This is a genomic window from Pseudomonas sp. CIP-10 (assembly GCF_020911845.1).
GTDB classification, from domain to species: domain Bacteria; phylum Pseudomonadota; class Gammaproteobacteria; order Pseudomonadales; family Pseudomonadaceae; genus Aquipseudomonas; species Aquipseudomonas alloputida.
This window is the reverse complement of the sequence record NZ_CP087160.1, coordinates 2,668,236-2,694,960: the sequence shown is the minus strand read 5'-3', so window position 1 is coordinate 2,694,960 and position 26,725 is coordinate 2,668,236. Positions and strand designations below refer to the sequence as shown.

Annotated in this window: 25 protein-coding genes and 1 pseudogene; 5 read left to right on the top strand and 21 right to left on the bottom strand. The window is 57.2% G+C overall.

The features are described 5' to 3' along the window. Positions 1 to 18 precede the first annotated feature (18 nt). The 4 genes and pseudogenes from LMH93_RS12330 to LMH93_RS12315 all read left to right on the top strand — a co-directional run bounded on the left by LMH93_RS12330 (position 19) and on the right by LMH93_RS12315 (position 4,572). A complete protein-coding gene (locus LMH93_RS12330; protein WP_004577240.1) occupies positions 19 to 981 on the top strand; it encodes an IS30-like element ISPpu17 family transposase in 963 nt (320 codons plus the stop codon). Next, positions 982 to 2,877, top strand: a pseudogene (ttgE, locus tag LMH93_RS12325) (multidrug efflux RND transporter permease subunit TtgE); the annotation flags it as partial. After that, positions 2,874 to 4,316, top strand: a complete 1,443-nt coding sequence (locus LMH93_RS12320; protein WP_230065262.1) for an efflux transporter outer membrane subunit — start codon at positions 2,874 to 2,876, stop codon at positions 4,314 to 4,316. The pseudogene ttgE and the gene LMH93_RS12320, both read left to right, overlap by 4 nt. Positions 4,317 to 4,395: 79 nt before the next feature. Then, positions 4,396 to 4,572, top strand: coding sequence for a hypothetical protein (locus LMH93_RS12315; RefSeq protein ID WP_012052590.1), 177 nt, complete (start codon positions 4,396 to 4,398; stop codon positions 4,570 to 4,572). Between the two features lie 128 nt (positions 4,573 to 4,700). Here the strand turns inward: LMH93_RS12315 and LMH93_RS12310 are convergent, their stop codons facing one another. The 13 genes from LMH93_RS12310 to LMH93_RS12250 all read right to left on the bottom strand — a co-directional run bounded on the left by LMH93_RS12310 (position 4,701) and on the right by LMH93_RS12250 (position 19,141). Then, positions 4,701 to 5,321 carry a response regulator transcription factor gene (locus LMH93_RS12310; RefSeq protein WP_230065261.1) on the bottom strand — a complete coding sequence of 207 codons (621 nt, stop codon included), beginning with the start codon at positions 5,319 to 5,321 and terminating at the stop codon, positions 4,701 to 4,703. Then, positions 5,318 to 8,245 (bottom strand): ATP-binding protein, encoded by a 2,928-nt coding sequence (locus LMH93_RS12305; RefSeq protein ID WP_230065260.1) that lies wholly within the window; start codon positions 8,243 to 8,245, stop codon positions 5,318 to 5,320. The genes LMH93_RS12310 and LMH93_RS12305 overlap by 4 nt, the downstream gene beginning before the upstream one ends. A 221-nt stretch (positions 8,246 to 8,466) precedes the next feature. Beyond that, entirely contained in the window at positions 8,467 to 9,525 is a 1,059-nt protein-coding gene (dmpG, locus tag LMH93_RS12300; protein WP_012052593.1) for a 4-hydroxy-2-oxovalerate aldolase, read from the bottom strand. Positions 9,526 to 9,535: 10 nt separating this feature from the next. Beyond that, complete coding sequence (locus LMH93_RS12295) at positions 9,536 to 10,486, bottom strand: acetaldehyde dehydrogenase (acetylating) (protein ID WP_230065259.1); 951 nt, start codon at positions 10,484 to 10,486, stop codon at positions 9,536 to 9,538. 107 nt (positions 10,487 to 10,593) lie between these two features. Further along, entirely contained in the window at positions 10,594 to 11,400 is an 807-nt protein-coding gene (gene todJ / locus LMH93_RS12290) for a toluene degradation hydratase TodJ (protein ID WP_012052595.1), read from the bottom strand. A 121-nt stretch (positions 11,401 to 11,521) separates the two neighbouring features. After that, a complete protein-coding gene (gene bphC / locus LMH93_RS12285; RefSeq protein WP_012052596.1) occupies positions 11,522 to 12,397 on the bottom strand; it encodes a biphenyl-2,3-diol 1,2-dioxygenase in 876 nt (291 codons plus the stop codon). 15 nt (positions 12,398 to 12,412) lie between these two features. After that, entirely contained in the window at positions 12,413 to 13,240 is an 828-nt protein-coding gene (gene bphB, locus LMH93_RS12280; protein WP_012052597.1) for a cis-2,3-dihydrobiphenyl-2,3-diol dehydrogenase, read from the bottom strand. After that, positions 13,237 to 14,469 (bottom strand): NAD(P)/FAD-dependent oxidoreductase, encoded by a 1,233-nt coding sequence (locus LMH93_RS12275; protein WP_230065258.1) that lies wholly within the window; start codon positions 14,467 to 14,469, stop codon positions 13,237 to 13,239. Before LMH93_RS12275 ends, bphB begins: the two co-directional genes overlap by 4 nt. Beyond that, complete coding sequence (locus tag LMH93_RS12270; RefSeq protein WP_012052599.1) at positions 14,469 to 14,792, bottom strand: non-heme iron oxygenase ferredoxin subunit; 324 nt, start codon at positions 14,790 to 14,792, stop codon at positions 14,469 to 14,471. Before LMH93_RS12270 ends, LMH93_RS12275 begins: the two co-directional genes overlap by 1 nt. 8 nt (positions 14,793 to 14,800) lie before the next feature. Continuing rightward, positions 14,801 to 15,364 carry an aromatic-ring-hydroxylating dioxygenase subunit beta gene (locus LMH93_RS12265; RefSeq protein ID WP_012052600.1) on the bottom strand — a complete coding sequence of 188 codons (564 nt, stop codon included), beginning with the start codon at positions 15,362 to 15,364 and terminating at the stop codon, positions 14,801 to 14,803. A 110-nt stretch (positions 15,365 to 15,474) separates the two neighbouring features. Then, positions 15,475 to 16,827 (bottom strand): aromatic ring-hydroxylating dioxygenase subunit alpha, encoded by a 1,353-nt coding sequence (locus LMH93_RS12260; protein ID WP_012052601.1) that lies wholly within the window; start codon positions 16,825 to 16,827, stop codon positions 15,475 to 15,477. Positions 16,828 to 16,923: 96 nt separating this feature from the next. Further along, positions 16,924 to 17,754: a 2-hydroxy-6-oxo-2,4-heptadienoate hydrolase gene (gene todF / locus LMH93_RS12255; RefSeq protein ID WP_012052602.1), complete on the bottom strand. Its 831-nt coding sequence runs from the start codon at positions 17,752 to 17,754 to the stop codon at positions 16,924 to 16,926. Positions 17,755 to 17,779: 25 nt separating this feature from the next. Next, on the bottom strand, positions 17,780 to 19,141 hold the full coding sequence (locus LMH93_RS12250; protein WP_230065257.1) for an OmpP1/FadL family transporter: 1,362 nt from the start codon (positions 19,139 to 19,141) through the stop codon (positions 17,780 to 17,782). A gap of 269 nt (positions 19,142 to 19,410) precedes the next feature. Here LMH93_RS12250 and LMH93_RS12245 point away from each other — a divergent pair, with 269 nt between their 5' ends. Then, positions 19,411 to 19,593, top strand: a complete 183-nt coding sequence (locus tag LMH93_RS12245) for a hypothetical protein (protein WP_230065256.1) — start codon at positions 19,411 to 19,413, stop codon at positions 19,591 to 19,593. 32 nt (positions 19,594 to 19,625) lie between these two features. Here the strand turns inward: LMH93_RS12245 and LMH93_RS12240 are convergent, their stop codons facing one another. From LMH93_RS12240 to LMH93_RS12205, 8 genes are all read right to left on the bottom strand, one after another. Next, entirely contained in the window at positions 19,626 to 20,693 is a 1,068-nt protein-coding gene (locus tag LMH93_RS12240; RefSeq protein WP_230065255.1) for an enoyl-CoA hydratase/isomerase family protein, read from the bottom strand. 391 nt (positions 20,694 to 21,084) lie between these two features. Further along, complete coding sequence (gene dmpG, locus LMH93_RS12235; RefSeq protein ID WP_012052607.1) at positions 21,085 to 22,137, bottom strand: 4-hydroxy-2-oxovalerate aldolase; 1,053 nt, start codon at positions 22,135 to 22,137, stop codon at positions 21,085 to 21,087. A 12-nt stretch (positions 22,138 to 22,149) separates the two neighbouring features. Then, positions 22,150 to 23,094, bottom strand: coding sequence for an acetaldehyde dehydrogenase (acetylating) (locus tag LMH93_RS12230; protein WP_230065254.1), 945 nt, complete (start codon positions 23,092 to 23,094; stop codon positions 22,150 to 22,152). A gap of 13 nt (positions 23,095 to 23,107) precedes the next feature. After that, entirely contained in the window at positions 23,108 to 23,896 is a 789-nt protein-coding gene (locus LMH93_RS12225; protein ID WP_230065253.1) for a 2-keto-4-pentenoate hydratase, read from the bottom strand. A 10-nt stretch (positions 23,897 to 23,906) separates the two neighbouring features. Next, positions 23,907 to 24,773, bottom strand: coding sequence for an alpha/beta fold hydrolase (locus tag LMH93_RS12220; RefSeq protein WP_012052610.1), 867 nt, complete (start codon positions 24,771 to 24,773; stop codon positions 23,907 to 23,909). Between the two features lie 117 nt (positions 24,774 to 24,890). After that, a complete protein-coding gene (locus LMH93_RS12215; protein ID WP_012052611.1) occupies positions 24,891 to 25,514 on the bottom strand; it encodes a TetR/AcrR family transcriptional regulator in 624 nt (207 codons plus the stop codon). Positions 25,515 to 25,634: 120 nt separating this feature from the next. Further along, entirely contained in the window at positions 25,635 to 26,366 is a 732-nt protein-coding gene (locus tag LMH93_RS12210; RefSeq protein WP_012052612.1) for a class II aldolase/adducin family protein, read from the bottom strand. Next, positions 26,363 to 26,719, bottom strand: coding sequence for a non-heme iron oxygenase ferredoxin subunit (locus tag LMH93_RS12205; protein ID WP_012052613.1), 357 nt, complete (start codon positions 26,717 to 26,719; stop codon positions 26,363 to 26,365). The genes LMH93_RS12210 and LMH93_RS12205 overlap by 4 nt, the downstream gene beginning before the upstream one ends. Between the last annotated feature and the right edge of the window lie 6 nt (positions 26,720 to 26,725).

The window sequence follows — 26,725 nt, the reverse complement described above, 5'->3', positions numbered from 1 at the left end:
CGAAGGATTCAAGCGCAGATGACTACGCATTACCGGCAGCTGACTCAGGGACAACGTTACCAGATTGAGGCTGGCTTGAGCGCCGCAGAGAGCCAGGCGAGCATTGCAAAGCGGGTCGGCGTGCATCCCTCGACGATCAGTCGCGAGGTTCGCCGCAACAGCACCCAGAATATCTACAAGGCTGTTTCTGCGGCCCATGAAAGTGATGCTCGTCGAGCGGGTGCGCGCAAGTTTTGCAAGCCGGCGACATGGCTCAGCCATCATCTCCCGGTGTGGCTCAAGCATGGCATGAGTCCGGAGCAGATCGCCCAGCGGTTGAAGCAGGAGCAGCCAAGCCGGGCGGTCAGCCATGAGTGGATTTATCGGTTCATTGCCGCCGAACAGCGCGCCGGTGGTGAGCTTTATACCTATCTGCGACATCGCCGAAAGCGCTACCGGAAACGCTATGGAAGCCACGATCGGCGCGGGCAGCTGCGTAATCGCGTGTCAATCAGTGAACGCCCAGCCGAGGTCGAAAGCCGCGAGCGCCTGGGGGACTGGGAGGGCGATACGGTACATGGACTGGGCGGTAACCTGGTGACCCTGGTTGATCGCAAAAGCGGCTATCTGAGCGCCTATCCGGTCAAGCGCAGAACGCGCCGGCAGGTAACGCGGGCGATCAATCTGATGCTTCAGGGCCATGCCGCTCACACGCTGACGCTGGATAACGGAAGGGAGTTTGCCGGGCATGAACGCATCGCGCTACGGAGCCAGTGCCAGGTCTTTTTTGCAGACCCCTATTCATCCTGGCAACGTGGCACCAATGAAAACACCAACGGTCTGCTCCGCCAGTATTTCCCCAAGGGCAGCGACTTCAGCAAGCTGACCGTCGAAGCCGTCAATCGGACAGTAGCGAGGATCAATCTACGCCCGCGCAAGCGCTTGGGCTGGAAGACGCCGTACGAAGTGCATACAGGGGTGAGCGTTGCACTTATGTGTTGAATTCAGGGCCTGATGCATGACGAGGGGCTATCGCCTCTGGAGGCGACCCGCAAGTCGATGGGGCAGATCTCCGGGGCATTGGTCGGCATCGGTATGGTGCTCTCGGCAGTATTTGTGCCGATGGCATTCTTCGGCGGCTCCGCGGGCATCATCTACAAACAGTTCGCTGTCACCATCGTTATCTGCATGTCGCTGTCAGTATTGGTGGCGCTGATTTTCACGCCAGCGCTGTGCGCGACCATTCTCAAGACACCAGAAAATGATGCTCACCACGAGAAGAAAGGCTTCTTCGGCTGGTTCAACCGTAGCTTTGACCGCAACAGCGCACGCTTCGAGCGGGGTGTGGGCGGCATACTCAAGCATCGCGGGCGCTACCTGCTGATCTTCGCACTGATCACCGCCGGTACTGGTTACCTGTTCACCCAAATTCCCAAGGCTTTCCTGCCAAGCGAAGACCAGGGGTTGATGATGACAGAGGTGCGCATGCCACTGAACGCATCCGCCGAGCGCACCGAGGTTGTTCTACAGGAGGTCAAGGACTACCTGCTCAAGGAGGAAGGGCAACTCGTCGACCACGTCATGACCGTCAACGGCTTCAACTTCGCCGGACGCGGACAGAACTCGGGCCTGGTGCTGGTGGTGCTCAAGGACTGGGCCGCCCGCCAGGCTGCCGGAGAGGACGTGCTCAGCGTGGCCGAGCGGGCCAACGCTCGCTTTGCCAGGATCAAGGACGCTACGGTTATGGCCTTCGTGCCACCCGCGGTCCTTGAAATGGGTAATGCGATGGGCTTCGACCTTTACTTGCAGGACAATTTGGGGCTTGGTCACGAATCACTCATGGCAGCGCGGAACCAGTTCCTGGAACTGGCTGCCGAGAACCCCAGTCTGCGTGCAGTACGCCCCAACGGCAAGGACGATGAACCGCAGTTTCAAGTCAAGATCGACGACGAGAAAGCGCGTGCGCTGCAAGTCAGCATCGCTTCGATCAACGACACCATGAGCGCTGCCTGGGGCTCGATGTATGTCAATGACTTCATTGACCTGGGTCGGGTCAAGCGTGTGTACATTCAGGGGGTGGACAGCTCGCGGATCGCTCCGGAAGATTTCGACAAATGGTACGTGCGCAATGCCTTGGGCGAGATGGTGCCGTTCTCCGCCTTCGCCACTGGCGAATGGATCCATGGCTCGCCAAAGCTTGAACGTTACGGCGGTATCTCGGCCGTGAATATCCTCGGTGAGCCTGCTCCTGGCTTCAGCACTGGCGACGCCATGATCGCGATCGCACAAATCATGCAGCAGCTACCATCCGGTATCGGCCTGAGCTACAACGGCCTGTCCTACGAGGAGATCCGAACAGGTGACCAGGCGCCAATGCTCTATGCCTTGACCGTCCTGATCGTGTTCCTGTGCCTAGCGGCGCTCTACGAGAGCTGGTCGGTACCGATGTCGGTGATACTCGTGGTCCCACTCGGTATCTTTGGTGCGGTGCTCGCCACCTTGTGGCGCGGCCTGGAAGCCGATGTGTACTTCCAGGTGGGCCTGATGACCACTGTCGGGTTGTCAGCGAAAAACGCGATCCTGATCATCGAGTTCGCCAAGGAACTGTACGAGAAAGAAGGCGTACCGCTGGTCAAGGCTGCCATCGAAGCGGCCAGGCTGCGTCTGCGTCCGATCATAATGACCTCTCTCGCTTTCACCTTTGGCGTACTGCCAATGGCCCGTGCCACCGGCGCAGGTGCAGGCAGTCAGCACTCGATTGCCACCGGCGTGGTAGGCGGCATGATCACCGCCACGGTACTTGCCGTGTTCTTCGTACCTTTGTTCTATGTAGTGGTTGTGAAAGTGTTCGAACGCAACAAGAAACCAGCTGCGCTCGCGGAAGAAGAATTGGCATGAAGACTCACTATCTTTCGATCGCACTGAGCGTAGCGCTAAGCGGCTGTAGTCTCATCCCTGACTACCAGCGCCCGCCTGCCCCCATCCAAGCCGGCTGGCCCCAGGGCGAAGCCTACGCCAAGCTCAAGGCAGGTACTCATCGTCCCTCTCAGACGCGCGATGCAGAGCTGAATTGGCAAGTATTCTTTCGCGATCCAGTCATGCGCGAACTGATCGCCACAGCCCTGAACAACAACCGTGACCTGCGCCAGACCGCACTCAACGTCGAGGCCTACCGCGCCCTGCACAGGATCGAGCGGTCTGCTCTGCTCCCGAGGGGCAATACCGGTGTTGGCGCTACGCGCCAGCGCTTGCCCGCCGATCTATCCCCCACAGGTGAGGCCGGTATCCAGAGTCAGTACGATACGACGCTGAGCATGTCCTACGAGCTGGATATGTTCGGTCGCCTGCGCAGCCTTGAACGTGCGGCATTGCAAGAATACCTAGCCGCCGCCGAAACCCAGCGCAGCATGCAGATCGCGTTGATCGCAGATGTCGCCATCGCCTATCTGAGCTGGCGCAGCGACCAGGCTCAACTCGATCTGGCGCGCTCGACGCTCGCCAGCTACGAGAACAGCCTGAACCTGATCAAGTCGAGTCGCGAGGTCGGTACTGCCTCGGCACTCGATGTACGCCAGGCACGCAGCCTTGTGGAAACCGCACGCGTGCAACAGACGCTGTATACCCGCCAGGTCGCGCAGGACATGAATGCCCTGCAATTGCTGCTCGGTACCAAGCTGCCGGCCGACTTGCCAATCAGCGACGTCCTCGACCAACCGCTGGCCGCACTCTCCACCGGCCTTCCGGCCGATCTGCTGTTGCACCGTCCAGACATCCGCGCTGCCGAACACCGACTGCTAGCCGCCAACGCCAATATCGGCGCGGCGCGGGCGGCCTTTTTCCCTAGCATCACGCTGACCGCAGCGGCTGGCACGGCCAGCCATGAATTGGATGGTTTGTTCGAGGGAGGCTCGGGGCTGTGGGCCTTCATGCCGCGGATCAATCTGCCGATCTTCACCGCAGGGCGCCTGCGCGGCAACCTCGACTACCGCAATGTCATCAAGGACATCAACGTAGCCGAGTACGAGAAAAGCATCCAGACCGCCTTCCGCGAGGTAGCCGATGGCCTGGCAGCGCGCGGCACTTTTGGCGAACAACTGCAGGCCCAGCGCGACTTGGTCGATAACAACCAGGCTTACTACAAATTGGCCTATCAACGCTACGACGAGGGCGTGGACAATTATCTGGCGGTGCTCGATGCACAGCGTGAGCTGTTCGCCGCACAACAACAGTTCCTTTCGGACCGCCTCAATCAGCTCAGCAGCGAGGTGAGACTGTTCAAGGCCCTGGGTGGTGGCTGGGATAACATTTCCTCCCAGCCACTTACCGCTCAGAACTGAGCAAAACAGGCCGCGTCTCTAGGACGCGGCCCTTCATCGCAACAGTGGAAACCACAGTCAGACCATAAGGAATGCTTTTTTGGAGACCCGTATTATCCGGGTCTCCGTCCACGGCAATTTCGGCGATCTGCTCAATTACCAGAATATCAAGAAATCGATCATGGAGGCCAAGTTCATGTCGCCGGGCCACATGCTATACACCACCAAGCAAGCGTTCGACGCCATCCACGACAACTTCCGCAAAAAGGATTTTTGAGCCTGAACGTGAAGGAGATAAGCAATCCAACACTTGGTTGACCACGAAACCATGCCAGAGTAGCCACTCTGGCATGGTATTGGCCTATTCTTCATGGCATGCTTTTCACATGCCATGAAGAACTACGACTATTCCAGGCTATCCTTGAGCCGCTCAGTTACTCGAACCAGATCCTGGATTGAAGATACTTTCATTTTCCTCATGATATTATGGCGGTGCACTTTCACTGTTGCTTCCGATATATCAAGCTCTAGAGCCGTCTGCTTGTTTAGATATCCTCGCAAGACGAACTTAAGCACCTGTTGCTCGCGTTTGCTGAGGCTTTCGTAATTCTCTTTAAGCTCGCTGACTCGGGGAGCGTTTGATCTCTGCTGGGGCGCCAACCTCAGCGCGGCGCGAATAGCGCCAAGCAGCTCCTCTTCTCGAAAAGGTTTAGTGAAGAAGTCTACCGCACCCGCCTTGATCGCTTTGACTGCCATCGGAATATCACCGTGGCCGCTGATAAAAATAATGGGGATTTGCTCGCCAAGCTCTTTCAGTTGTCGTTGCACATCCAACCCGCTCATCTCGGGCATACGGACATCCAAAATTAGACAGCCACAGGCAGAGCGATTGACATCGTTCAGGAATACGCTAGCGGATGAAAAACACTCGACACTCAGGCCGATTGAACGCACCAAGCTGCTCAGTGCTTCCAGTACTGCATTGTCGTCATCGAGGATATAGATAACAGATGCCCGATCACTCATGTGCCGGAGCCCTGTCTGGCAGGGATACTTACCAGGAAACAAGCACCCCCAGCGGGCGGGCACTCAACCCATATTTTACCGTTATGCACTTCCGTGATTGTAAGACAGATTGCCAATCCCATACCAAGCCCTTCTTTTTTTGTGGTGTAGAATGAGTTGAACAACTGCGCCATCTGCCTCCCTGAAATACCTGGACCTGTATCTTTCACAGAGATAACAAGCGCATCACCTGTATCATTGCCTGAGAATGACAGGGTTAGCTGCCTGGTTTCACAGTCGGCTTGGCTGATCGCTTCAATAGCGTTCATAGCCAGATTTATTATCAACTGCTGGATCTGTACACCATCCCCCCATATCTCAGGGAGTTCATCATCCGCAACAACATCCAAATTGACACTGTTATTCTGACTAGGGGCCTTAAGTATCAGGCTTGTATCAGTTACCAGTGCTTTTAGATCAATCGGTTTCAGCACCGTTTCTTGACGCTTCAGGAAGGAGCGTACCATACGGATAATTTCTGCAGCGCGGTCGGAATCTCGGATAATGCGAGCCAGTGCCTCTTTAGCCTCTGGGATGTTAGATGGCTCATTACCTAACCAACGTGTGCCAGCATTGGCATTGGTCATGATCGCCGAGAGCGGTTGGTTTATCTCGTGTGCAATATAGGCTGCAAATTCACCCATCGTAGCTGATCGGGAAACGTACACAAGTTGTTGCTGCAATTGGTTAAGATTTTCCTGTGCTTGTTTCTTCTCAGTGATGTCATCGATGATCTGCAGTATAACTGGAGATTCACCGACACGTTGAGGCATCAGCGAGACACTCGCATTGGCCCAAATCGTAGAACCATTTTTGCATAGATAGGAGCGCTCCACACTGTATTCCGCTCCCCCACCCTGAAGCAAATTGGCCAGACGCTGCTTCATCTGTGCGCTTTCGTCAGATGGAGTCAATTGCTCCATGGAAAGTCCCTCCAAATCCTTTTCCCCATATCCGGTAATGCGTTGAAATGCAGGATTGGCGTTGAGTATTCGGTTTTCCGGGTCGGTCAGTACAATACCGGCCGCAGAGTTTTCATACACTGCTTTCCAACGCGCTTCCGAGGCGGATAATGCGATGTTGCTCTGCTGAAGACGATGGCGACTTTTGATCAGACGGTGAGTAAGTATCGCAATATCATCCCCCTGATCGGAAAGCTCCTTACGCAACGCATCGCCTGCCACCTTCATGGATACCAGATTGCTTACACGCGCTCGTAGCTCATGAGCAGAAAATGGCTTAAGAAGAAAGTCCTGCACCGACTCGGAGAGCAATTTCACACGCAGTTCTGCGTCTGACTTGGCCGACAGCACCATGATCGGGATATGTGAAAGTTCATTTTTATTACGCACTTGGTGAACCAGCATATCGCCGCTCATAACAGGCATCATCAGGTCTGTAATCAACAGGTCTGGCGGCATGTTTGACATCAACTCCAATGCCTTTGCACCGTCGGGTGCAACATAAACTTGATAGTCGCTACTGAGACAGTCCTTTATAAAACCACGCATATCAGGGTTATCTTCAACGATTAGCACCCGAGGCTGGTCGGATTGAAATGGAAGCACCTCGGCTTCATTTTCCGCATTGGGCGCCAGTAAAAGGTACTCATCCGTATCCACGACCTGAGGATTATCTCTTCGCGGCGCGGTGTTACTCGCAACATAAGCACCTTCAGGAGCATTCAGCGGCAGCTTTACCTGAAAAAGCGCCCCCCCGCCCGGGGCATCACTTACAGAAATTGTTCCACGGTGCAATTCAACGAATTCTTTCACAATGGAAAGCCCCAAGCCTGTACCCCGCGTAGCTTGTTGACCTTCCTGGCTTAGCTGGTGGAAACGTTCAAATATTTCTTTACGCAGTGCAGGAGGAATACCCGGCCCGCTATCAGATACAGTAACCAAGGCATAATTTGGTCGACTCAAACTAAGACAGCAACGGATAAGCCCCCCGTCAGGGGTGAATTTGAACGCATTGGAAAGCAAGTTAAGGATAATGCGTTCGTATTTCTCACAATCCACCTCAGCGACCATCTGTACAGGCAGTTTTGTATCGAACGTTATTGATTTTTGCTGGGCTATTCCTTCAAAATTCGAGCTAATAGTACGGGTGAGCTGACTAAGATTGGCTCGCCGATAGGAAAGCCCCATCTGCCGGGCGTCCATTTTCGCCAAGTCAAGCAGCGTGTTAACCTGTTTCAACAGGGTCATTGCATTACGCTGAATGACCTCAAACTGCTTCCAATACGGCGATTCACGCCCAGCCTCTGCCGCCATAACGGCTTCCAGTGGCCCTAGAATCAAAGACAGCGGAGTGCGCAACTCATGGCTCACCTTGGCAAAGAAATCACTCTTCGCATTATCGAGTTTTCGGATACACTCAACCGACTGCTCCAATTCCTGGTTCTTCAACGCCAGCATGGCCTCGGCTTTCTTCTTATCGGTAATATTGCGCCCTTCCGCAAGAAGGTAAACAATGCACCCTTCTTCATTGCAAATTGGCAGCAATGAAAAATCGACGGCTATTACCTCTCTTCCACCTGATTTTCCAAGAATCTCAACATCACAGCGAACAAATTCACCGGATGATGCAGTTTCAACAAGTCGCTTTTGGGTCGCCTCGGTTTTTTTTGAAATTTGCCACCAACGCGCCTTCCAGAATGGCTTCCCTCGTATTTCTTCCAAAGTAATCCCGGCCCCCTCCAATGCGACCTGGTTCACTTCAAGCACATTTCCATGAGCATCAAGAAGGCCCACAAACTCGTAGAGCCCATCAAATATGATGCGTGCATGTTCTTCACACGTCAGCTCTTCAGATCCTTTCTCCTTGAGGCAGATATTATAATAATTATTTTTCGATCTATTTTGAGGCTTTTTTCTATCCAAGGAGCTCATCTTTAATGACTCACAAGATTCTGACGGATTCATTATAGATCATACGCCCTCGTATCATCCTGAGAATACTTTTTTGATGAGCAACTACGGACGACCTGAAATAGTACTGGGCTCGTTTCTCGAGGGGCGGTGAACGCGAAATAGGCAAGCCAATGGAGCTACGCTACATTGGCTTTGGGCTGATGCGTATCAATAGTGATGTGATGCTCCGTTCAGTTCGCCTCGCTGGATACCGGCTCGGAACGGATACGCTCGTGCTCCTGCTGCTTGAGCAGATCGAGTGCCACGTCAATAATCATGTCTTCCTGGCCGCCAACCATCCGCCGACGTCCGAGTTCGACAAGAATATCCACCGTCTTGAGCCCATATTTACTGGCCGCCATCTCGCTATGGCGCAGGAAGCTGCTGTAAACGCCCGCGTACCCCAGGGCCAGCGTCTCGCGGTCCACGCGCACAGGGCGGTCCTGCAGCGGGCGCACCAAGTCGTCGGCCGCGTCCATTAGCTTGTACAGGTCGGTGCCGTGGTTCCATCCCATGCGCTCGGCCGCGGCAATGAACACCTCCAACGGTGCGTTGCCAGCGCCAGCGCCCATACCGGCGAGGCTCGCGTCCACGCGGTCGCAGCCGTTCTCTACAGCAACGATGCTGTTGGCCACACCCAGGCTCAGGTTGTGGTGAGCATGCATTCCTGTTTGCGTCTCGGGCTTGAGCACGTCCTTGAAGGCGCGGAAGCGGTCACGCACGTCGTTCATGCTCAGCGCGCCACCGGAATCGACCACGTAACAGACAGTAGCACCGTAGCTTTCCATCAGCTTGGCCTGCTGGGCCAAGTGCTGCGGTGTAGTCATGTGGCTCATCATCAGGAAGCCTACGGCCTCCATGCCCAAATGGCGCGCGTACTCGATGTGTTGCCTGGAGATGTCGGCCTCGGTGCAGTGTGTAGCGACACGCACCACGCGCACGCCGGCCTCATAGACTGCCTTGAGGTCATGCACAGTACCGATGCCGGGCAAAAGCAGCGTGGCGATCTTCGCATGCTTGACCACGCTCGCGGCTGCTTCAATCCACTCCAGATCTGTATGCGCGCCAAAGCCGTAGTTGAAGCTGCCTCCCTGCAGGCCATCGCCGTGGGCAACCTCGATGGAGTCGACCTTGGCGTCATCTAGCGCCCGGGCAATCTGCTTTACCTGCTCCACCGTGTACTGGTGGCGGATCGCGTGGCTGCCGTCGCGCAGCGTCACATCAGAGATGTAGAGTTTCTGTTGAGTCATGGCTATGTCCTCAGGCGACCAGGGAGGCGAGCAAACGCTCAGCCAACTTCTCGGCGGTGCGCAGCGCGGCACTGGTCATGATGTCCAGGTTGCCGGCATAAGCTGGCAGGTAGTGTGCAGCACCCTCGACTTCCAGGAAGATCGAAGTCTTGAGCCCGTTCATGCGGTCTCCGACGCCAGGAATGCGGATCGGACAATCGGCCTCGATGCGGTCGAACTGCACGCGCTGCTTCAGGCGATAGCCGGGTACGTATGCCTGCACTGCGTCGGCCATGCGCTGCACCGACTCTTCGATCTGGTCGATGTCAGCGAAGTCGCTCAGCGTGTAAACCGTATCTCGCATCATCAGCGGCGGCTCGGCCGGGTTCAGGACGATGATCGCCTTGCCCTTCGCCGCCCCGCCAACCACCTCGATGGCCTTGGACGTGGTCTCGGTGAACTCATCGATGTTGGCGCGCGTGCCGGGGCCGGCGCTCTTGCTGGAGATGCTGGCGATGATTTCGGCGTAATGCACCTTGGCTACGCGCGATACCGCAGCCACCATGGGGATGGTGGCCTGGCCGCCACAGGTGACCATATTGACGTTCGTCGCATCCAGGTGGTCGTCACCATTGACCACCGGGATGCAATAGGGGCCGATCGCGGCGGGTGTCAGGTCGATCATGCGCAGTCCTGGCTTGCGCTCACGCAGTAGGGCCTCGTTCTTCACATGCGCACCAGCACTAGTAGCGTCGAACACGACGTCGATCTCATTGAACACCGACAGGCGCGTCAGCCCCTCGACACCTTCATGAGTGATAGCCACCCCCATGCGTTGGGCGCGTGCCAGACCGTCAGAAGCGGGGTCGATGCCGACCATCGCTCCCATTTCAATGTGTTGACCATGCCTGAGTATCTTGATCATCAGGTCGGTGCCGATATTACCGCTACCAATGATGGCAGCCTTGACTTTGCGGGTCATGGTGATACTCCTTGAATCAGTAGGCCATCGCGTCCGGTTGCATAACCGGCAGCTGTTCACGCAAGGCCCGGAAGGTTGCGACAGTGGATGGGATCGTTTTTACGGGCTTATGCCTTTGCAAAAGCGGCGGTCACCGATCCAAGCCCGGCTATCCGCACATCGAATACATCTCCTCCTGCCACTGGCACCATGGGGCCCAGCGCACCGGAAAGCACCGTGTCGCCAGTGCGCAACGGACGGCCCGCTCGAGCCATGACCCTGGCCAACCAAAGGACTGCGTTGAGAGGCGCTCCAAGGCAGGCGGCCCCTACCCCGGAAGACACCGGTATGCCTTGCCGCTCCATCACCATGCCTGCCTGGCGCGAGTCAAAATCGCACAAGCGCTTCGGCGTGGAGCCCAGCACATACAGGCCAGACGAAGCATTGTCAGCAATGGTGTCCGTGATACGGATATCCCAATTGGTTATCCGCGAACCCACGATCTCGATCGCCGGAACGGCGAACTCGATGGCGCGAAAGAGGTCGGCCACCGTCAATTGATCGCCATCGAGGTCACGTCCCAGGACAAAGGCGATCTCGGCTTCGACTTTAGGTTGGAGCACGTCATCAAGGGCGATTTCCTCCCCCTCGGTACGCGCCATGTCTGCGAACAACATGCCATAGTCGGGCTGTTCCACTCCGAGCTGCTTCTGTACAGCGACAGAGGTCAGCCCAATCTTGCGTCCAACCAGGCGCCGCCCGGCAACCAATGCTCTCTGTGTATTAACCTCCTGTACTGCATAGGCTGCCTCCAAATCCGTCTCGCCGATCAGATTGCGCACCGGCACCACGGCCACACCGGACCGGGTGGCTTCGTACAGCAGGTCGGCAGCTTTACGCACGGCACCTGTCCGCGCGGTATCTAGTTCGCTCATGCTGATATCTCTCCTCGATTAACACCTTCCAGGATTTTTGCGTGTGCTGCCCTGCCGTCCAGCACGTTCTGGCATATGGGCATGCAGGTAGAAGCAGGACTAGCACCGCCAGGCTGGCCGGTCAGGCGGGCGCCTGGAACTTGTGTCCCCAGATGCTGATACGGTCGTAGCGCACCACCGACCAGTGGCGGGTCACCTCACGTGCGCCCCAGCCGTACTCGACCGCGAAGCCCGAGGGCGTGGCACCGTAGAACGAAATCATGTGGTCGTTCGTGTGTCGACCAAGTGACATAACGACCGCACGCTCCGCATCAAATTTGTCGTATGCCAGGCCCACGTCATCCATGCCATTAGCTTGCAGCATGAAGTGATGGAGCCGCTTCGATCCCGGCAACTTGGCAAAGGCGAAGGAGTGGTGACGGCCATTGCAGTACAGGAAGTAGAGGGTCACGGATAACCCGTCACCAATGGTCCAGTCGATGACATCGGCAAGCTGAAAGCCCAATGCCTTGGTATAGAAGGCGAGCGCTGCGTCCACATCTGCGACGCTCAACACATAGTGACCTAAGCCCTGGTCTCCAGTTTGAAATCCAGAAACACCGGTGGGCGAAGCGAATGGTCGCTCGAACAGTTCGGTGGCACCGTAGTAGATCTCGACGCGATTGCCGAACGGATCGGTGCATGAAATCAACCCAAGCACACCGCGTTTGGCAATCAGCTCCCCTCCTTCGACCTTGACGGTAACGCCGTGGGCCTGCAGGCTTTCCTTGACCTCCTGTAGCCCCTGTTCACTATCCACCTCGAAACCGGCAAACAGGTAGTCGTCTGCGGGGCCTCTGCTGACCGACAGTCGCCAGGCACGTGAGTCGATTCGAAACGTCGCCTCCGTCTCGCTGGCTGAGGCTTCCATCATCCCCAGCCTGGTAGTGGCGAAGGTACGCCATGAACGCACATCTGCGACTTCGAAGCCGAGGTAGCCCAATCTTTGAATGCTCATGACACTTCTCCTGTCTCAACCGAAGTGCTTGTCGAGCTGTGCGCCTAGGCTGGCTTCGAACAAGCCACGCACGCCCATGCCGCCATCGAAGTTCAACACGCTACCGGTGAGCGGAACCGTGTCGCCGCGCGTCGCGAAGAAGACATAGGCGCCGGCGTATTCCTCGGCAGTGGCGGCCCGCCCGGTCGGAAGAACGGATTTCAGCATGTCGTCCAATGGAAAGGTCGAAATGCTCTTGTCTTGTAAATCAAGGCTCTTCAGCCCGCGCAGATCGCTCCCCAAAATGCCACCGGGGGCGATGCCGTTGACGCGGATACGCGGCCCCCATTCGTGCGCGAGCTGCTTGATCAATCCAATCACGGCATGCTTGCCAGCTGTATACAGAACACCGCCACCGCCCGGGTAGAAACCGGCATTCGACACAGTGAATATCGCGCTGCCTTTGCTCTGATAAAGCGCAGGTAGCGCAGCCTTTGCCGCCAGGATGTAGCCCTTGACATTGACCTCGAACATTTCCTCGAATGCCTCCGAGATGAGGTCGTCGGGAATATCCACCAGTTGGGTCAGGTAGTCCCAAACGCCAGCATTGCCAACCAGGCAGTCCAGCTTGCCGAACGCTTCGACGCAGCGGGCCACAGCCTCACGATGGCTGTCGAGCGAGCGAACATCCCCCTCCACGCCCACGATTGCATCGCCATGGAGTTTCCTGAGCGCTTCCAGGCCTGCCGCGGATTTATCCAGCACTGCGACACGCGCACCTTCCGCGACATAACGATCCACGATCGCTCTGCCCAGGCCTGCGCCACCGCCTGTCACCAAGGCCACTTCGCCTTCAAGTCTCACGTTAGGTCTCCTTCATTCGCACGAACAAGATCGCGCATACTGTTTGAAAGATCTGCCAGCCGTGCTGGCTCGATTGCCGCGCGGGCTTCTACCAATCGGGTTGCAAGCGCGAAGTCACGGGGTGCATCGACCGCGACGACCGCCTGAATCCTTCGCTCCTGCAGGCGAAACAACAGGGCAGCGCCACTACCGGGCATGCCGCGCGAGACGAAATCACCAGGTCCTTCGATATCGCCCGCCATCTGCATGCGATGCCCAGCGATCTCCGTCCAGGACACGGGCAGTTGCGGTGCCGATACGTTTTTCCCCAGAATGGCCGCAGCCACCGCGGCGGCTTGGCGCTGCGCGTTCATATAGGTTTCGAGCGAACGCCGGCCGCCGGCGCGCAGCGGCCAACTGGCCACATCTCCGACGGCGAATACGCCTTTGGCAAGCGTCGCACCGCAGTGATCGACAATGACGCCGCGGTCACATGCCAAGCCCGCTTGACGCGCAAGTTGATCCGCGGGCTCCGCGCCGACGCAAATGAGTGCGCTATCGGCTACGAAGCTGCGCCCATCGCTGGCCATGACTTGTTCGAGCTGGCCCTCACCAGAAAAACCTACGACACCCGTTCCCAACTCGACCTGCACACCAAGTTCTGTCAGCAGGCCGCGCAGCCAGGCACCGATACGCCGCCCAAGTACTCGGACCAGCAGTTCATCACCTGCCTCCAGGATCGTGACCGACAGGCCGAGCTTGCGCGCCGTCGTCGCGACCTCACAGCCGATCAATCCGCCACCCACAATCAGCAGCCGCGTCGCGGAAGTCCAACTATCGCGCAATACCTGCACGTCACCGTAGGTGCGCAGCGTTACGACGCCGGGCAGTTGGCTGCCGGGCAACGCCATCGTCCGCGCTCGACTGCCCGTCGCGATGACGATGGCGTCCGCAGAGAGCGTGGTGCCATCATCCAGACTGATCGTCCTTGTCTGCACATCAAGGGCAGTGACTTCCGGGCCGGTCAGCATGTCGATGCGGGCCTCGCCGTACCAATCGGCCTCGGCCAGTATGGGCGGCCGCTCAAGGCTGCCGTCGAGAACCGCCTTGGACAAGGATGGTCGGTCATAGGGGAGATGCGGTTCGTCCCCAATCAGCGAGATTCTCCCCTCGAAGCCCTCGGCACGTAGGGCCTGCGCGGTCGTGAAGCCACCCACGCCATTGCCGATGATCGCCACATGGGTAGCCATCACTTCAACTCCCCGTTGTCGAGATCGACGTGCACTTCATCGCCTTCGACCTTGATTGGGAATACCTTGATAGGTTTGCAAGCAGGCAGCGCCTTCACCTTCCCGGTCCGCACGCAGAACTTGCCGAAATGCAACGTGCATTCGACAATATCACCGTCCAGGTAACCATCCGACAACGCCCAGTCCCCATGCGTGCAGGTATCCTGCACCGCGAAGAACTCGCCATCGACGTTGCAGACCATCACAGGTTCCGGGCCGCCTTCGTAGCGCTGCATCTCACCGGGTGGCAGGTCACCCTGCCGCAATATGTATGTCCAAGTCATGACATCACCTAGAAGAAGAAACTGAGGTTATTGGCCAGGATGGTGCTCTGGTCGATCAGGATGGTCCGATTGACGATCTCGAACCCGGCCTCGCTCGTGTTACGGCGCAACGTATCGCGACGCTCACCGGCAAAGATGTCGAGCTGCCGCTCCAGACGATTGCGGTACACAATGAAGGCGCTTGAGATTTCGTACTCCCCTTCTGCCTCTGCGCCGACGATCATCACGTTGCTCACGAGATGCCGGGTCCGCGATGCGGGGTTCTCGGACCAGCTCACGTCGGACGTGATCTTGCGCAAGCGTCCCTTCATCATCGTGGCGTCGTCATCGAAGTGCGCGTACTCTCGGGAGCCTGAGTATTCAAGGCGTGAGTCCCGCATGATCCGCGTGGTGCGAATGGGCATGAAGTAGTGAATGTCTTCCGCGAGCAGCGCGAACCACTCCTCGAAGCGGCGATCGTTGAGAAGCTTGGCCTCCCAATAGTAGAACTGCTCGACTTCGTGCTGCAGTTCGGGCGCTACGGGTGCCGGCTTGCGGAGAAAGACGTCGGCTCTGTTGGCTGAATCAATCATGGTCGTTCCTTGTAGATTTCAAATGGACAAGGTCCACCGCATCCAACCTGGGTCGAAGTCAAATGCGGCCTCTGGCCGGCGCCACTGCGTGGCGCAAGCTGTCTCTGGATTCACCGTGTCGCCTTCAGCGCGTCCCAGTCGGGGGATGTCATCATCCGCAGCCAATGGGCATAGAGCCCGCGGGCAGCTTCCTCGCTGTAGACGTTGTTGCTGATCCGCCCGGGATAAACCGGGTCGTTGTCGACGGTCTGGTCCATGCTCATCTCGGCATTGAAAGGGCGGCTGCGCGCCTTGTGGCCTCGCAGGATGTGCTGGATCTCGACCCAGTTCTCCCCGTCGTCCTGCTCGAACACGCCACCGGCAGAGAAGGTGCGCAGCGTCTGGCGCCGGAACTCTTCCTTGATATCGTCAGGAGCATCAGCATCGACCACCGTAAACGCCCATACCTCGACCTCGTTCGGCCCGCGCGGATGCCATGTCCGGACCGTATTGATACCTGGGAGGAAGGAACACGTGGGGAAGACGGTCATGTGCTCGACCATGAGTTTCGAGCCGCGCTCCACGCTACCCAGACGTTCGGCCGCCTTTTCCGACGCGGGGCCTTCGGTCCAGTAGCTGGTGACCTTTGGCCCCATGATGGCAAGCATCAGATTGGGGTCGCCGACATAGAAGCCACTTCCATGTCCGCCCCATGACGCACGGTACTGCTTGCCAACTGTCGGCGGAGCAAGGTCGGCCATTTCAAGGTCTTCTGGCAGGCCTGCCAGGATGCCAGACAGATGCGAGGTCGTCCCGGCATGGTACATGTCGCTGCAAAACTGCTCTGCGGCGAATTTCCAGTTACAGGGAATGACCCACTTCTGCACGCCCGGGATCGCTTCGGTGCCGGCCTCGGTGCGGTCGAGCATGTGGTCCATGTAGAACTTCGCCTCGCCCAGATACGTGTCGAGGTCTACAGCGTTCTCATCCCAGTTGGCGAAAATCAGGCCCTTGTAGGTTTCTACCCGGGCCTTCAGCGGGCTCCATTCCTTCTTGTTCAGGCACGCGAAGGATTCGGCCTCGTAAGGCACATTGACAAGATTGCCGGCGGTGTCGTAAGCCCACCCGTGGTAGCTGCAAGTGAACGCCTTCGCGTTTCCGGCATCCGCGCGGCAGATGCGCATGCCACGGTGGCGGCACTGGTTCAGGAACACGGCAATGCTGGCGTCTTTCTGCCGGACGACCACGACAGGGTCTTCCCCCATGTAGGTCGTGATGTAATCGCCCGGCTTGCGAATCTGGGTTTCATGCCCCAACAGCAGCCAGGACCGGGCGAAGACACGCTCCAGTTCGAGTTGGTACAGATCCTCATCGGTATAAATGCGCGGATCGATACGTCCGGCATGCTCGTCAAAGAGCGCTTCTATCTCGCTGGTGTTCCAGCTCCTGCGCAGCCTGATAGGTGATGTGTCGGTCTGATTCATTGTCTTCTCACTTTTCAAGGTAGTGGATGGCGGGTACTTGGCAGGCAATTGCCGATGACGTGCTTTCAGAACGGATGGTCATTCCCGTTTTTGCGATCAGTCCTCCGCGGCAAGAAAATCGTTGACCAAGCGGATAAAGCCCCGGTTTTGCTCGATCTGCACCCAATGGCCACACCTGCCAAAGACATGTAACTGGGAGGGTTCGATCAGCTGGTTCAGCCGCAACGAGGTTTCGAGGGGAATCACGCGATCGTCGCGGCCATGCAGGATCAGCGTTTCATGCCGGATGTCCCGGATGTCCTGATCGGAACTGGCCAGCGCATCTACCCAGCGCTGCCGCGGAGCAGGGAACATGGAAGCGAAGGCCTCCTGAAAACCGGGCCGGGTGCTCGCCTTGTAGCGCAGTTCCGCCAGTTCGTCGGAAACGAGACTTCGGTCGTAGGCGAAGTAGTCCATGACCTTGCGCATGTTCGGCACGGACGGCTCATAACCCCAAACTGCATCCAGTCCATCCGTGAGCTCGAAGCTCACGCCAACGGCACCCATCAGCACTAGGCGGCGAACCCGATGCGGAAATCGGATAGCAAAGGCCAGAGACAAGGCACCGCCGAACGAATTCCCCACGAGATCGACACGGTCGAGTTCCAGGGCATCAAGGATCCCAGCCAGATGTGCAACCCAGGACTCGACGCCGTAGTGAATCCCGTGCGGCCGCTGTGTGAAACCGAAGCCCACCATGTCCGGCGCAATGACGCGGCGATGCCTGGATAACTCAGGCATGACCGTCCTCCAGTTCGCCCAGGCGGTCACACCTGGGCCTGAACCATGAACGAGTACCACAGGGTTGCCGGCGCCAACATCATGGAGATTGGTCTCGATTCCACCAGCCAGCACCATGCGGCCGATCTCTGCGTTTACATTCGTCATCACTTACGCTCCGTGCCCTTGGGATTTAAAAATTTTTGCTATAGGAAACCACTGCATTTATTTGACTGTGGCTTTGCCGCAACATCTCGGTGCCTGCCAAGTACGATGGCGTCTGCACGCGCTCTCTCAGGCCAAAAGAAATTGCCAAATTGATCCTGGAGTCCTTGTCAAAGTCATACTCGCCACCGAAAGTAACGTGCCGCTTCAAATAAGCAGGAATCACTGGCAATATCAGTTCGCTGTCTAGCGCCTGTTGTGCATAGCTATATCCAGCACGAAGCGTTAAATCATTGTTATATTTGTAAGCAGTGCCGATTGAGGCCACCGTTATATCCTGATAGCGGTGTGGCAATGCGACATCGATCCCGCCCAACTGCGAGCTGAAAGCCACATTCATGCTATCCATTACATCACCCCAGTAGGCACGCTTGATATCAGCAGCAACTACCCAACGCTCATTGAACTGATGAGCGAGGCCAAGCGTCAGACTGGCGGGCATCTCAAAGTTTTTTACACGGATATCGCCATCCAATGGAAGCACCGCTCCATCACCACTGATAGCAGAAAGTGTCGCCTTCCCCTCGAGATCGCCCACCGAAGTCTTGAAGTTGTACATCGCACCTAGGACAGTGTTATCCGTGAGTTTGTAGGTAAGTCCCAAGCGTCCGCCCCAACCGACCGCATCCACGGCGCCACCAGCGGTACTGTTGCGACTTAGACTGAAATGGGCGGCACCACCTGTCCCGACGAATCCAGCCAGCGAGGGAACTAAACCGCCTGAAAGATTCCCCTGCGCAGTCAGGGCTCCCACCTGAGATGATGGAAGTAGAAGTTCAAGGTTGAGTGAAGTCCAGACCAGATCGACACTAGCGCCGAAGGTGAGCTTTGATGTGGCTTGATAACTAAAGCCAATAGGAGCGCGCAATACGATCAGACGGCTGGAATTATCAAAGCTGGTCTGGATTCCGTTTTCTGTCTGTGATAGAAAACTTTTACTTCCATACTCTGTACCCAACCCGCTACTGACAAACAATCCAGCACCGAAACGCCAGTCATCCAACTGAGCAACATAGCTCAATTGTGGACCCACATAGGGGCCTCGATTATTGGATCTCGTGCTGCTTTTTGCCTCTGCTCCGTGGCTGTCGTGAACCTTGATATCGGTAGTCACCACGTCCAGCCCGAGCTCAAACTGATTTCCGTCCGGAGCAAAACTCAATGTAGCGGGATTACTAATCAGCGCAGCATTACCGGTATAATACGATGAACTGGTGCCACCCATGGCACGAGAGATCGCTCCATAACCTTCCAGGTCGAAAACCTGTGTAGCATGCACACTGAAAGCATATCCACTCAAAGGCAGTGCGAGCACGCTGGCAATCTTCATAATTACAATCCTTCCACATCTTATTTTTTTTATAAAGTGAAGTAGGCAACCACCGCCTTACAGCACGCACAGTATTACAATCACGCCCTGGGAAATATTGTTTTTTGGCTTATGGGTTTATATGGCTATCGCAACTTAGAAAACCAAAGTTTAACTGTGATAAACGATGGTTTATGCCGCTTCTGATGGATATGCACCCAAACCTAAGCACTTTGCGGCTTTCGAACAGGCTGGTCGTATAGCGGGGGCTTACGCGCAAGGCCCTGCAGATGCAGGAGCAGGTGCGCGGCATCGTCGAGCTGGCCGAGGGCTACTTTGCCCAGCGCCAGGGCTTCGACCTTGCCCTGTTCCCGAAGGTCGATGCAGGTATCGGCGTTAAGCGTCAACACTTACCTGCCGATCTACCTTCCACAGGATTCGCGCCTAAAATCGGAACAACACACCAGTATTGAAGCGGACTAAGGAATACCGAAGAGTCGGCTCTTCATGTAGCTGGCTGGAAACCATCAAAGAACTCATTCACGCGATTAGTATCCAACTGTTCCAAAGTCGGCGGATTCCAGCGTGGCGTCTTATCCTTGTCGATGAGGAGGGCACGCACGCCTTCTATGAGATCGCCTTTGGCGAACCACTGCCGCTCAAGGTGGAGCTCTAACTCGAAGCAGTTGGCCAGGGACAAAGTGCGGCCTAGACGTAGGAGTTTCAGGGTCGCACTCATGGCGAGCGGCGAGCGATTATTGAGCAACTCGACGGTCTGCTCTGCCCAATCTTGATATTCGGGGCGCCTTTCTGCCTGCAGTGAGGCGCGGATGGCCGACAAGTCGGGTTGCGTGAAATGTTCATCAATGGCGGGATGCAGGCTCTTGAGCTCCGCCCCCAGCAGCCGATTGCTGGCCAGGCTGGAAAGTAGGCCGGCTAGAATTTCGCGCGGCGCATAGCCCCAACTAATCTGGTCCAAGCGTCGATCGAACTCCGAGATCCTTTCGCTGGGTAAACACCAATCTGCTAGGCGTGCATATAAGGCGTCGGCAGCACGGATCTGGACACCGGTAATTCCGAGGTAGAGGCCCAGTTCACCTGGCAGACGAGGAAGGAAATAGCTACCACCGACATCCGGGAAATAGCCAATGCTGGTTTCAGGCATACCCATCTTCACGCGCTCAGTGACAACTCGCAGCGCTGTACCTTGAACCAGGCCCATGCCGCCACCGAGGACGAAGCCGTCCATCAGTGCAACGATAGGTTTTGGATAGCCGTGGATGTACTGATCGAGGGAATACTTCTCCTCAAGGAAGACGTGGTGTAGGTCGTCACCTGCCTGGTAACTGTCGTACAGTGAACGGATGTCACCACCGGCGCAGAATGCCTTTTCGCCATTGGCGCGCAGCACCACGGCGACGATCTCTGGATCACTCTCCCAAGCATGCAACTGTCGCCAAGTGATGCGAATCATTTGCAGTGTTAGCGCGTTAAGCCCGACCGGACGATTCAGTGCCAAGTGACCCACACGGTTGCGTACTTCGGCCAATACAGGTACTTCGGTATCACTCATGCTAAGACCTCTTACTTGCGATAGACGCAAGTGATTTAAAACGGAAATTTTTATCCGCCTTTTGGGCGCTACATAGGAGGCGACTGTAAGAAAGGAAAACTGGAAATGACCATCAAAATTTAAAGGGCTATATGCTACCCCTTAGCGATATTGGGATCGCGCCTGCTTACTTCCATTGCAACGCAGATACAGTGCACATTTGTGGAGTGCTTGCACTAGACCGGGCGCATGATAAGCGCTCACCACAGAATAATTACAGAACCTAGCCACACTACCCAGTGCTTTCACCCCCACCAAACCCACACGAGAGACACATAAGCTCTTTGGTAATTAAGTCAGGTGCCTCGAAGAAGTATCCGCGAAGCACCAAACATCGAGAACGGCAATCGACCTAGTGGGAGATCACGTCACGCATAGTTCCCTGTGGTTTTCTAGACATCATATCCAGTGCAACATCCACGATCATGTCTTCCTGACCGCCGACCATGCGACGCCTACCCAGCTCAACCAGAATCTCGAAAGCATCCAAGCCATACTTATGTGCCGCCGCCTCGGTATGGCGGAGGAAGCTCGAATAGACCCCAGCATAACCCAGCGCAAGTGTTTCCCTGTCTACACGAACTGGCCGCTCCTGCAGGGGGCGCACAATTTCCTCGGCAGCATCGATCAATTTGCGCACATCACAACCGTGCTTCAGCCCCATACGGTCTACCGCGGCAATGAAGACCTCCAGAGGTGCGTTCCCTGCTCCCGCTCCCATACCCGTCAAACTGGCATCAATACGGTCGCAACCATACTCCAAGGCAACGATCGAGTTGGCTACGCCCAGACTCAGGTTATGGTGCGCGTGCATACCAGTTTGAGTCGAGGGATCCAGCACATCCTTGAGTGCTTTGAAGCGGTCAGCGATGTCGTACATGTTCATCGCACCACCGGAGTCGACCACATAGATGCACTGAGCGCCGTAGCTCTCCATCTTCTTTGCCTCGACAGCCAGTGCCGTCGGAGTTGTCATGTGGCTCATCATCAAAAAGCCCACCGTATCCATACCCAGCTTGCGGGCATACTCGATGTGCTGCTGGGAAATGTCGGCCTCGGTGCAATGCGTGGCTACGCGCACAACACTTGCCCCGGCCGCATTCGCGTTCTTCAGGTCATGGACAGTACCGATTCCAGGGAGCAATAGCGTGGCGATCTTCGCCCGCCTCACTGTAGCGGCAACGCGCTCAATCCATTCAAGATCAGTGTGTGCACCGAACCCATAGTTGAACGACGACCCTTGCAGCCCATCGCCATGAGCGACCTCAATGCTGTCCACGCCTGCCTCATCCAGCGCCCTGGCGATGCGTTCGGCATCGGCCAGGCTGTACTGATGGCGGACGGCATGCATGCCGTCACGTAGGGTCACGTCTGAGACATATATTTTCTTTCTGGTGTCGAACATATCGTTTCCTCCTTACGCAGCCACCGGCTGACGGGCAGCGATGCGCTCGGCCGTCGCCAGCGCAGCGCTGGTCATGATGTCCAGATTCCCGGCATAGCTCGGCAGGTAATGTCCGGCGCCCTCGACTTCGAGGAACACTGAGACCTTGAGACGGGGTGCTTGTGCGCTTCCAGTTTCCTGCGGCATGCGGCCCTTGAACTCATCGAACTGCACGGTCTGCTTGAGCCGATATCCAGGCACGTATGCCGCCACTGCGGAAGCCATACGCTCGACCGACTCGACGATCGCTTGCCGATCCGCATGGCCCGGCACCAGGCAGTAGACGGTGTCGCGCATGATCAGCGGAGGCTCTGCCGGATTGAGGATGATGATTGCCTTGCCACGCTGGGCCCCACCTACGCGAACGATGGCGTTGGAGGTGGTCTCGGTGAACTCGTCAATGTTCGCCCGCGTGCCCGGTCCGGCCGAACGACTGGAAATGGAAGCGACAATCTCGGCGTACTCGACTGGCACGACGCGCGAAACAGCAGCAACCATAGGAATCGTCGCCTGGCCACCACAGGTCACCATGTTGACGTTCGGCGCATCCAGATGCTGTTCGATATTCACTGCGGGCACCACGAACGGCCCGATCGCCGCCGGTGTCAGATCGATCACGCGTACGCCGTGCGGCCGCAGCAGTTGCTCGTGACGTGCATGCGCGCCGGCACTGGTGGCATCGAATACGAAGCCGATGGAGCCGAAATCGGGGTGGGACAATAATCCTTCGATGCCGGTGCTCACCGTGGACACGCCCATCCGTTCGGCGCGCTTGAGACCATCGGACTCCGGATCGATGCCGACGAAGGCCCCCATTCTCAGGTGTTTGCCATGGCGAAGGATTTTCACCATTAGATCGGTGCCGATGTTGCCCGAACCGATAATGGCCACTGCGGTCTTACCATCATGTGTTTGCATGAGAGGAACTCCTTCAGGAGAAAATTGCTCGTACCGGGGCGAAGCCATCGATCCATGCCGTATAGGTGTGACGGGACTCGACCGCGACCATTGGCCCCAGAGCGCCGGTCAGAACCACATCGCCGGCACGCAATGGCGTGCCCACTTGGACCAACGTGTCAGCAAGCCAACGCGCTGCGTTCAACGGGTTGCCAAGGCAGGCAGCTCCAGCCCCTTGCGATACAAGCTCTTCGCCACGCGTCATGCGCATCGACAAACCGGCCAGATCAAGCTTCGACAGGCCAACAGGCTGAGTACCGAGTACGAACAAGCCCGATGAGGCGTTGTCTGCCACGGTGTCAACAAAGCGGATGTTCCAACCGGTGATACGGCTATCCACCACCTCGATTGCAGCAAGTGCATACGCTGTCGCGTCGATCAGGTCGGCGACTGTATGACGCTCCCGATCGAGGTCACGCTCGAGTACCAGGGCGATCTCAGCTTCGACCTTGGGCTGCAGAAGACGCGCAGTGTCGATCGGCTCGCCATCGACGATCGCCATGTCGTCCAGCAACGTGCCGAAGTCCGGCCGATCTACACCCAATTGCTTCTGCACTGCCGGAGAGGTAAGGCCGATCTTGCGACCGACGATACGTCGGCCGCCCTCCACCTGGCGCTGAACATTCACCTGCTGTACGGCATAGGCCAATAGCGCCTGGTCAACCTCGCTCTTCCCCTCGAAATATTCCCGCACCGGTGCACAGGGCAGCTTTTGCCGCTGCGCATCCCATAACAGGTTCGCAATCACGTTGGCTTCATTCATGAGGTGCTCCTCACTCCACCTGGCCGGACTTGAAGAACCGCAGCGCCAGAGTGTTGAACTCGTCGATCGACTCGTACTGCGGCCAATGCGCCGATTCGCCCTTGACGAAGTAGAGACTGCTGCCCGGCACCCTGGCCTGCGCCGCCTTGACCGACTCGGTGTCATGGATTGGGTTGTCATGCGTCCACAGGAACAGCGTGCCGGCCGGAAGCTTTTCCAGCGGGATCAGGTAGTCATCGTGATGCACAAGGATTTCGTTCAGCTTCGGCAGCATCGCTCGACTCTCCGGCTGCAAGTAGATGCGCAGACGCAGATTGATGAGCTCATCGTTCACCAGATGACGATTGTTGGGATGAATCAGCCATTGCAAGCGTGCCTGCACCGATTCATAAGTTGGAGTGTTGTCGATGTTGCGCCTGTTCAACGCGATGAAGTGCTCCAGGTCCGCTCGCCCCTTTTCGGTCACGATCGGGATACCAGCAGAAGTATTCAGCATTAGCCGCCCCACGCGCTGCGGGTACCTGGCGGCGAAATGACCGGAGACCCAACCACCCAGCGACTCGCCCGACAGGTGCGCTTTCTCGATACCGAGCGCATCCATCAGCTCGCCGAGTTGCTCGGCCAGCATGAGCGGGTCGTAGTCACGAACGGGTTTGCTGGACAGACCGTGCCCCACATAGTCGTACGCAATGACATGGAAATCCTTCGACAGCGGAATCAGGTTCTTTGCGTAGGCCTCCAGGTGGCCGTTGATGCCATGCAGGAAAATGATAGTTTCGGGGTTCCCCTTGCCCGCCTCGGCAATCCGGATCGTGCCGAAGCTTTTGGTGTCGACGAAACGGATTTCCGCGCCAAGCAGATCAAGCCAAAGACTCATAAATACCTCTCTATAGAAATTAAACGCACGACGACACAGCCACTGCTGACGGCGCAGCAGCGGTGTGAATGGCTGTTGAGATGGAGTGCCGGCGTAGCCGGAAGGAGGGTGTAGCCGTTAACGTTTGAGGGAGTGCTGGTTCATGAATGCACGCGCTATCTTCGACCACTGCTCGAATGTAAAGCTCGCGTATTCCGGATCGTTGCGCAAGAAGCGCCGGGTGGTCATGCCGCGATAGACACTCTGAGTGATGCTCAACACTGTGCGTGCAGGCTCTTCGTCCAGACCGGAGCGAGTCAACGCATCCAGCCATGCCTTCTCGATGGGCAGGCGGTACTTGCGGGCCATGATGCGCACCTTCTTCCGCAGCTCGGGATTGCTGTCGCCCAAGTTCAAGAGTGACATGGCAATAGTAAAGTTCGGCCCCAGATAGAACTTGGCCGACTCCTGCATCAGCGCATCCAGCACATCCTCCGAAGCCAGGTTGTCGATGACCTTCATGCTGACCTCCGTCGAGGCCTGGTACAGCGTCTCCAGTGCCGCAAGGACGAGGCTTTCCTTGGTCGGAAAATGATGCGATTGAGCCCCGCGCGACACCTTGGCGGCAATCGCCACCTTGTCGACACGGATTCCTGCGTAGCCGTTGTGCAACAGCTCGCTGATGGCGGCTTCGATTATCCGGGAGCGTGTTTCTTCGCGTCTCTCGGCCTGGGTTCTGCGTTGCGCGGGATATTTTGCCATCGAAGCTCGAGATATCCAGGGAGATTGATGGAGTCACGATTCGCTCACCCTTAATTGCGCGGCAAGCACGAGTCTCCGCTCCAGTCCTCGCCATGATTGCGTAACAGCGCATACCGAAAGTCATGGCCGTCCCCACTGTGGAACTGGGAATGCGGCCCCGCTGCCCAGGCTCTCCGGGTCATCCGCCGTCAGGTAATCCCACAGTCGCTCGAAGACCGCGCCCGAACTGACTTGTCTCGCATCGATCTCTTCGGCAGTCAGGCAAGCATCATCACGCTCGGCCACATCGACCATGGAGCGCACCAGCGTTTCGATGCGGGCGGCATCCTCCAGGCACCAAGCGAACCCGGTGGCCAGTTCGATGTTAGGCCCAACGGTCACCGCGCCATTGGCGCGCATGACCAGGGATGGGGCTTGTCCAAGGTGCGCCGCCAGCTCCGCCGCCAAAGCGTCGTCCCGCAATAAACGCGGATCGTCCCAGAAGCGGCACGCCGCATTGAATGCACCTACACCATGACGCGGCTTCGGCACGCTGCGCAGTGTGGAGAGTGCTACGACATGTGGCGGCATGAAGCGACAAATACCGCCCACGTCCGGACGTCGCCGGTAGATTTGCTGGTGGATGCGAACCTCGCCCAGCACACCGGGCGGTAGCGCCCCTTCGATCGGCACTATCGTCCCCGGCTCACCGACTTCGATACGGCCCATGGGGCGGGCCGCGCAGACCACGAAGGACTCTGCATCGATCCGGGCGCTGCAGTGCCCCCAGGCCTGAACCAGGCCATGTCGGCCCAACGCGCGCGCAGCCACGCGCACGCGCTGTTCAAGAGTGGAAATATCGACGCCGCTCATACAGGGTGCGCCCCCACATCGACGAAGATCTGCCCACCCTCGACTGTGACCGGCCAGCTTCGCAACGGGTGCTCACATGGCATCGCGCAGGCATGCCCTGTACGAATGTCGAAACGTCCGAAGTGCCAACTGCACTCGACCTCGTAGCCATCGAGCGAACCATCCTCCGACAAGGATGCCTCGCCGTGGGAGCAGATGTCGTCGGTGGCGAAGAACTCCCCGTTGACGCAGTAGATTGCCAGAGCGTGACCGGATGGCAGCTTGACGCGAAGAATCTCACCCTCAGCTACGTCATCGGTCGCGCACAGGCCCACGAGGTCAGTCAGGTCAACTGTCTCGATGATGTTAGTCATATCACT